The sequence below is a fragment of the Bordetella sp. genome (genome assembly GCF_051960075.1).
Classification (GTDB): domain Bacteria; phylum Pseudomonadota; class Gammaproteobacteria; order Burkholderiales; family Burkholderiaceae_B; genus Bordetella.
The window spans coordinates 100641-108676 of sequence record NZ_JBQCER010000075.1; the positions used below are offsets into that span (position 1 = coordinate 100641).

The 8036-nt window shown below is 61.6% G+C and carries 8 protein-coding genes; 5 read left to right on the forward strand and 3 right to left on the reverse strand.

Features of this window, described 5'->3' with window-relative positions:
* Positions 1–17: 17 nt before the first annotated feature.
* Positions 18–803 carry a glycosyltransferase family 2 protein gene (locus ACTHJ1_RS13130; protein WP_440193048.1) on the forward strand — a complete coding sequence of 262 codons (786 nt, stop codon included), beginning with the start codon at positions 18–20 and terminating at the stop codon, positions 801–803.
* Here ACTHJ1_RS13130 and ACTHJ1_RS13135 read toward each other — a convergent pair.
* Positions 800–1933: a glycosyltransferase family 4 protein gene (locus ACTHJ1_RS13135; RefSeq protein ID WP_440193050.1), complete on the reverse strand. Its 1134-nt coding sequence runs from the start codon at positions 1931–1933 to the stop codon at positions 800–802. The genes ACTHJ1_RS13130 and ACTHJ1_RS13135 overlap by 4 nt on opposite strands.
* Positions 1934–2052: 119 nt before the next feature.
* Here ACTHJ1_RS13135 and galE point away from each other — a divergent pair, with 119 nt between their 5' ends.
* The 4 genes from galE to ACTHJ1_RS13155 are packed head-to-tail and all read left to right on the forward strand — an operon-like array spanning position 2053 to position 6374.
* Positions 2053–3051, forward strand: coding sequence for a UDP-glucose 4-epimerase GalE (galE, locus tag ACTHJ1_RS13140; protein WP_440193052.1), 999 nt, complete (start codon positions 2053–2055; stop codon positions 3049–3051).
* A 4-nt stretch (positions 3052–3055) separates the two neighbouring features.
* The gene (locus tag ACTHJ1_RS13145; RefSeq protein WP_440193054.1) at positions 3056–3994 is read left to right on the forward strand and encodes a UDP-glucose 4-epimerase family protein; all 939 of its coding nucleotides are present in this window, start codon (positions 3056–3058) and stop codon (positions 3992–3994) included.
* On the forward strand, positions 3991–4545 hold the full coding sequence (locus ACTHJ1_RS13150; protein WP_440193056.1) for a sugar transferase: 555 nt from the start codon (positions 3991–3993) through the stop codon (positions 4543–4545). Before ACTHJ1_RS13145 ends, ACTHJ1_RS13150 begins: the two co-directional genes overlap by 4 nt.
* Positions 4542–6374 carry a polysaccharide biosynthesis protein gene (locus ACTHJ1_RS13155; RefSeq protein ID WP_440193058.1) on the forward strand — a complete coding sequence of 611 codons (1833 nt, stop codon included), beginning with the start codon at positions 4542–4544 and terminating at the stop codon, positions 6372–6374. The genes ACTHJ1_RS13150 and ACTHJ1_RS13155 overlap by 4 nt, the downstream gene beginning before the upstream one ends.
* A 21-nt stretch (positions 6375–6395) precedes the next feature.
* Here ACTHJ1_RS13155 and ACTHJ1_RS13160 read toward each other — a convergent pair whose 3' ends face one another.
* Positions 6396–7343, reverse strand: a complete 948-nt coding sequence (locus ACTHJ1_RS13160; protein ID WP_440193060.1) for a hypothetical protein — start codon at positions 7341–7343, stop codon at positions 6396–6398.
* A 5-nt stretch (positions 7344–7348) separates the two neighbouring features.
* On the reverse strand, positions 7349–8036 hold a 688-nt coding region (locus ACTHJ1_RS13165; RefSeq protein ID WP_440193062.1), incomplete at its 5' end, for a CgeB family protein.

The following is an 8036-nucleotide window of genomic DNA, read 5'->3' on the forward strand; positions in this document are numbered from 1 at the left end:
AGGACTAACAATACAAAATGCCACCCGCTATAACGGTCGCGCTATCCGTTCTCAACGGCGGCAAGGTCCTGGAGTCCGCCGTGCGATCGGTCGTCGAACAAAGCTTCGTTGACTGGGAGTTGCTGATCCTCGACGACGGCTCGACGGACGATGCCATCGACAAGCTTCCGTTCTTGCACGACCCGCGCATCATCGTCGTGCGCGATGGCAGGAACATTGGGCTCTCCGGCCGGCTGAACCAGGCGGTCGCCATGGCGCGTGGCCGCTATTTCGCGCGGATGGACCATGACGATCTTTGCCATCCAGAACGATTCGCCAGGCAGGTCGAGTTCCTGGACAAGCACCCGGAGGTCGACCTGCTGGCCACGCAATGCGCCACCATGGACGAAAACGGCAAGCCAAATGGAGCCCTGCCGTACGCGACGAGCCATGAAGAGATCTGCGCCCGTCCGTGGCTGGGTTTCCCCATGTACCACCCCACCTGGATGGGGCGGGTGGAGTGGTTCCGCAAGAATCCTTACCAAGACCCCGGCCCGTATTGCTGCGAAGACCAGGAGCTGCTGCTGCGAGCTTACCGATCCAGCCACTATCACACACTGCCGGCGCAGCTACTTACGTACCGCTTGCGCACGCATACTGCCTGGCGCAAGTTGTGGCGCACGCGCAAGGCATTGTTTGCCGTGCAGGCGCAATACTTTCATTGCCAGAAAGCAATGGGAGCGATAGCTCTGGCGTTTGCCGCCACCGTGCTGCGCGTGGGCCGGGACGCCGCGCGCGAAGTCCGCTATCGCTTGCTGGGCTAGGCCGTCTGGCCGCGCAATTCCCGCAGAATGACCGCGTTGATGCGATGCACGTCGAATTTCTCCTCGGCCATGCGGCGGCTTGCAGCCCCCATGCCGGCAAGTCGGTCGGGATCGAGAATGAGCTTTTCCATGGCCGCCGCCAGCGCCGCCGCATTGCGCGGCGGAACGATGATCCCGTTGACGCCGTCGACCACGGTTTCCCGGCAGCCCGGCACGTCCGTGGTGATGACGGGGCGCCCCATGGCCATGGCTTCCTGCGTGCTGCGTGGCACGCCTTCCCGGTAGGACGGCAGGACGAACACGCTGGATCGGGCCAGCCAGTCGCGCATGGGCACGTGTCCCGGCCATTGCACCACGCCTTCTCGCACCCATTGCTCCACCTCTACGGCTTGCAGGGATCCTGGGTTCTTGTCGGTGCTCCCCAGCAAAAGAAAGCGCGCCTCGGGATGACGGGCCTTGATATTGCGAGCCGCCTCGATGTATTCGTAGACGCCTTTTTCGCGCAGCAGCCGCGCGGCCAGGCAAAAGGTCATGGGACCGTCCGGCAACGGCGTGACGGGCCATTCGGACAGATCGACGCCTATGCCGCCGATGTTCAGGGCTTTTTCCGGAGCGACCAGGCCCCGGGCCGCGAAGTCCCGGATATCGTCCGGATTGAGCATCAGGACCCGATGCGCGCGCGCCAGCGCAAAGCGATACAGCCCCGACACGACGCCGCGCAGAAGCCGGCGCTTGAGCGGAACCGAACTGCCGCTGTCGGTGAAAACGAAACCCAGGCCCTCGATCAGGACGACGCGGCGCGGCACGCGCGCCAGCCATGCGGCCAGGGTGCCCCAGATGACGGGCTTGATGGTGTAGGCCAGCACGACATCGGGCTGAATCTTCAGCAATGCCTTGCGCAGCGCCAGCATGCTGCGCACGTCCTGCCAAGGATTGATGCCCGTGCGCTGGAGCGGATAGTCGACCAGTTCCGCGCCCAGTGCTCGTATGGCCTGCCGGCTGGAGTCGGTGTAATCCGGGGCGAAAGCGGCGACACGATAGCCCGCAGCCACCATGGCCTTGATCAGCGGTCCGCGAAAATTGGTCAGGGTCTCTACCGCATGGCTGATTAATACGACCGTGTCGTTCATGGCTTAATTTTGATGAAGTAAAATTACAAAGGCTTTCTTGATGGCCGCGCTTTGCGTCGCCTATGGTCGCATAGCATCATTTTTCCGGGTCCCGCGAAGCAGGGCAACTGACGACCTACATGAATATCCTTCTTACCGGCGGCGCTGGCTATATCGGCAGCCATACGGCTCTGGTTCTGGCTCAAGCCGGCCACAATGTAGTGCTGTTCGACAACCTTTCCAATAGCGATGCGGCGGTTCCCGAGAAGATTTCTTCAATGGCGGGGAAGAAACTGCCGTTCGTGCAGGCAGACGTGCGCGCTACGGATCTCGTCGAAAAGGCGCTGCGCGAGCATCGCATTGATGCTGTTGTCCATTTCGCCGGATTCAAGGCCGTCGGAGAATCGGTTGCCGTTCCCATCGAGTACTACGCGAACAATATCCACGGCACGGTGAGCCTGCTGCAGGCCATGCAACGGGTGTCCGTCAAGACGCTGCTGTTCAGCAGCAGCGCAACGGTTTACGGCCTGCCTCAATATCTGCCCATCGACGAAGCGCATCCTACCCACGCGATCAATCCCTACGGACGCACCAAGCTTCACGTCGAAGAAATGCTGGGCGATGTGGCCAGGTCGGACGCGGCCTGGCGCATCATGTGCCTGCGCTATTTCAATCCCGTCGGGGCGCACGAAAGCGGCATGATCGGCGAACGGCCCAACGGCATTCCCAACAATCTCATGCCCTTCATCGCGCAGGTCGCGTCGGGCGAGCGAGAGCGGCTGCAGGTATTCGGCAACGACTACCCCACCGCGGACGGCACCGGCATCAGGGACTACATCCACGTCATGGACCTGGCCGAAGGCCATGCCGCGGCCGTGCATTACCTTCAGAGCCATCAGGGGTGGGATGTCATCAATCTGGGCACCGGCCAAGGGTATAGCGTGCTCGACATGGTGCGCGCCTTCGAGAAGGCGAGCGGGCGGGGCATCCCGTACGTGATCGCGGCGCGGCGCCCGGGCGACGTGCCGGCCTGCTATGCGAATCCGGCCAAGGCAAAGCGCCTGCTGGGATGGCAGGCCACGCGTTCGCTGGACGACATGTGCGCCAGCACCTGGCAGTTTCAACGCAATAGGGTGTGAACCGATGAGTCTGCGCGTAATGGTGACCGGCGCGTCCGGCTTTGTCGGCCGGGCGCTTTGCGAAGAATGCACGCTGCGCGGCAACGAAGTCGTGGCCGTGCTGCGCACGGCGCAGGCATTCGGCGGTCTTGCGACCCCGGTGATCGTCGGTGACATTGCCGATCAGACCCAGTGGCATGATGCATTGCATCGCATCGACGTGATCGTGCATCTGGCCGCCCGCACCAGCATGTCGCGCGAGGAGGGCGAAGACACCCTGCTCGCGTTTCGGCGCGTGAACACGGAAGCGACGATCGCCTTGGCGCGCCAGGCTGCGCAGGCCGGCGTAAAGCGCTTTGTATTTCTGAGCAGCGCCAAGGTCAACGGAGAGCTGACGCCGCCCGGCCGGGCGTTTACGCCCGATGACGAGCCCGCGCCCGAAGATGCCTACGGCATCTCCAAGCTGGACGCCGAACGCGCCTTGCGCAGCCTGTGCCTCGAGACGGGCATGGAGTTCGTTGTGATCCGTCCGCCGCTGGTGTACGGTCCGGGCGTTCGCGGAAACTTCCAGGCCATGGTGCGCGTATTGGAGCGCGGCATTCCGTTGCCTCTAGGCGCGATCGACAATCGCCGCAGCCTTATTGCGCTGGATAACCTGATCGACCTGATCATGACCTGCCTGACCCACTCCGCCGCAGCCAACCAGGTATTCATGGCGGCCGATGGCGAGGATGTCTCCACCAGCGCCTTGCTGCGCAAAGTCGCGGCCGCCTACGGCCTGCCTGCCCGCCTCATTCCCGTTCCCGCCGGCCTGCTGCGCTTTTGCGCAGCGGCATTGGGCAAACGGGCGGCAGCCGATCGCCTGTTAGGGTCGCTGGTCGTCGATGCGTCAAAGACTCGCCAAATGCTCGGTTGGAAGCCTGTCATATCCATGGATGAACAACTAAGAAAAATGGCCAGATGATCCGCGTCCTAGACATACTGTTTGCCCTTTGTGGCTTGATTTTCGGTTCGCCCGTCCTGGTGGTACTCACCATTCTGGGGCTGTTTGACACCGGCTCGCCATTCTTTCGCCAGACCCGGGTGGGGCGGCACCAGCGTCCCTTCACGCTGCTGAAGTTCAGAACCATGCGGCCCGATACGGCTTCGGTGGCAACCCACCTGGCCGACGCTTCCGCCGTCACGCCGCTGGGCAAGTTTCTGCGCCGCTCCAAGCTGGATGAGCTGCCCCAGCTGTGGAACGTGCTGCTCGGCGACATGAGCCTGGTCGGCCCACGTCCTTGTCTATTCAACCAGACCGAGCTGATCGCCGCGCGCGCCGCGCAAGGCGTGTTCGAGGCGCGGCCGGGCATTACGGGGCTGGCGCAGGTCAATGGCATCGACATGTCCACGCCTGATCTGCTCGCCGAGACGGATCGTAAAATGCTGGCCGATTTGAGCACCACCACGTACTTCCGTTATCTGTTCATGACCGTTCTCGGCAAAGGGAGCGGAGACCGGATTAGAAAATCTTGAACTCCCGATCTTTCGTCGCGACGCTGCATGACCTCGTGGTCGCCGCCATTGCGTGGCTGCTGGCCTATTGGTTTCGCTTCAACCTCGAGGTTCCGCCCGAATATGTGCGGGTCATGTGGTCCTACCTGGCATGGGTCGTGCCGGTGCAGGGCGTGGCGTTCTATCTCTTTGGCCTGTATCGCGGCATCTGGCGCTATGCCAGCATTCCGGACTTGCGGCGCATCGTGCTGGCCGTTGGCACGTCCGCGCTGGCGGTACCTGTGGTCTTGTTCATGGTCAACCGCCTGGCCGACGTGCCGCGTTCGGTCTTGATCCTCGACCCGATCTTTCTCATCCTGCTCATGGGCGGCAGCCGCTTCCTCTACCGCGCCTGGAAGGATGGGGCGCTGTTCTCGCCAAGCCAGATGAACGCGGAGCCGGTGATCATTATGGGCGCGGGAACCGCCGCCGCCGCTTTGCTCCGCGATCTTGCCCGCAACCCGAATTGGCGGCCGGTGGCCTTGCTGGACAATGACTCGCGCAAGTTGGGGTCGCGCATACTCAATGTGCCGGTGGTGGGCAGTTTCGAGGAGATCGAAGCTCACGCCAAGCGCCTAGGCGTGGAGCACGCCATCGTCGCAATGTCGTCGGTTTCCGCTGGCGTGCGCCGCAAAGCTACCGAAATCGCCGTCAATGCCGGGCTCAAGGTGATGATCTTGCCGATGTCGAGCGATCTGCTGGATGGCAAGGTCTCGGTATCGCAGATGCGACGTGTCGAGTTGGAAGACTTGCTTGGGCGCGACCCGGTGCAGCTCGATGATGCCGGGCTGTCCGGCCTTTTTTCCGAGCAGACAGTGCTCGTCAGCGGAGCCGGCGGTTCCATCGGCTCCGAGCTGTGTCGCCAGATCGCCCGCTATGCACCGGCGCGCATCGTCTTCCTGGAGCTGTCCGAGTTCGCGTTGTACCGGATCGAGCAAGAGTTCTCGAAAACCTTCCCGAAGCTCGCGGCAACCTACGTCGTGGGCGACGTCAAGGATACGGTCCTACTCGAGCGCGTCTTTGCCGAGCACAAACCGGCCATCGTGTTCCATGCCGCGGCATACAAGCATGTGCCCCTGATGGAAAACGCCAATGCCTGGCAGGCTGTGCGCAACAACGTGCTGGGCACGCTATGCCTGGCTCGGGCAGCCGCGCAACACGGCGTGCGAGAGTTCGTGCTGATTTCGACCGACAAGGCCGTCAATCCGACCAACGTCATGGGCGCCACCAAGCGCCTGGCCGAACTCGTCTGCCAGGCGATGCAGGCGATTTCGCCGACCACGCGGTTCGTCATGGTGCGTTTCGGCAACGTGCTGGGCAGCAGCGGCAGCGTGATCCCCAAATTCCGCGAACAAATCGCCGCCGGCGGTCCGGTCACCGTGACGCACCTGGAGATCACGCGTTATTTCATGCTGATTCCCGAGGCGGCCCAGCTGGTGCTGCAGGCGGGATTGCAGGCTAGCGAAGCCGAAGAAGGCGGCCGCATCTTCGTGCTCGATATGGGCGAGCCCGTGCGCATCTACGATCTGGCCCGCGACATGATTCGCTTGTCCGGCTATACCGACGGCGAAATTCGGATTGAAGTCACCGGTTTGCGTCCGGGGGAAAAACTCTACGAAGAACTGCTTGCCGACAGCGAGCAAACGCTAGCGACGCCGCACCCCAAGCTGCGGATAGCAAAACCCGATCAGGCTTTGGGAGAGGCGTGGTTGCAGGAAATCGAGGCATGGCTGGCCATGCCATTTCATGAAGAGATGCAAACCAAGCAGCGCCTCAAGCACTATGTGCCGGGGTATTCGCCCGCCCAGTGATGACGGGCGACCGGCGAGCCGTTAGAACTTCACGACACCAGACAGCATCATAAGAAGACCTCGACCATGTTGCCGCAACGTATAGGCCGCGTGGCGCAGTCGTGATATGAAGGTGACGCTGGTTTGTGAGCGCGCGGTCTCGCCGCAACTCCGGATAAGGTCGATCGCGCGGCGAAGATCGGCCAGATACGGCTTGTAAATATAGCTCCAGACCACTTGAGGCAAGTGATAAGGACCGAAGCTGGCCTGAAGCGACTGATCTTTTACGATCAAGCGCAGACCATGGAAATGCCAGATGACAGCACGCCCATAGGGGAATCGTTCGGCATTCCAGGGGGCCATGGCCAATTCGCAGTCGTGCAAGACATGCACCTGGTCCGGAAAGCGCTCAGGCCAATCGTCCAGGTATTTCTGGTCACCGAATTTTCCGTCCTCGGTGCGGTTGAAGCACCATTCGACGCATCGCTCTTCCCACCACTTTCTGACAGCCTCCCCTCCATTGCGGGTGAAGGTCATGAACTGGACGCAGTATTGCCCCGATGTTGCCGACTGATCATGCTCGGGAGCATAGGCATGATCCGTGATGAGCACGTGTTTGCCGGAATGCTCCAGCTCGGCGAAGAGCGCGGCCGGAGACTTGCGGAACCAGATATCCGCGTCGATATAGGTAACCCGGGAAGCGGACGCGTCTGCCTCGAAAACAAAACGCGGGGTGAAGGGCGTCAACGTCCAGCAATACTCCCCCTTGCTGCGTCCCGGCTTGACCCGCTTGAGCTCCTCGGTCTCAAGTTCGCCCACGCGCAGCAGCCGGACATTCGGCAGCGACAGTTTTTCCAGCACGTCGTGCGCTTTCTCGTCCATGCACAGAACCCACAGCGTATAGGCGCCAGCATGTCGCTCCATGGACATGTGCAACGCCAGGCCTTGTGGCAGGAAGAGGCTGTCGAAAAGGGTGATGTAGTGTTCCATATGCACTACCGGCGACCAGTCAGGTATTTCTCAAGAATGGGTGCCAGCTCTTCCATGCGATGCCGATAGGTGTGTTCCCGCAAGGTTCGCGCCTGCCCGGCTTTGGCGATAGCCTGGGCCTCTTCAGGATGGTCCAAATAGTATCGGATCAACTCGGCTGCTTCTTCCGGGCTCGAGTACGCGACGACTTCCTTGCCGATCTCGAACAGTTCGCCCAGGTTGTCCTTGCGGTCCGTCAGCAGCATGGTTCCCACACCAGTGGCTTCAAAGAGCCGCATATTGTTGGCGTTGTTCTCCGCGACGTCGATATGCCGGTTCAGCGTGATGCGGCTGCGCGCTAGAGAACGGTACATGCTCAGGCCCCATGCTTCTCCATGATGGCGTGGTCGGATGGGAGATGCGGCGTCGAGATTATCGGCGCCATAGCCGAAAAATTCGATGGGCGTATTTTGCGCCAGATATTCCAGCGTAGGCAGCGTCTTGACGTGGTCGCGGCTAATGCCTCCGACGAAACTGACGCCAATATCTTTTTCGACAGGGCCAAGGCGTTCCAGCACCTTGGGATCGAAGGCGATCCGGAAATACTCCGATGCGATCCCCATCGCCCTCAGGCGCGGCACGAAATGAGGAAAAGATGTAGTGATCAGGTCGAACGATTTCAGATACTCGGCCGGCGGCAGCGGCGAGGCGATC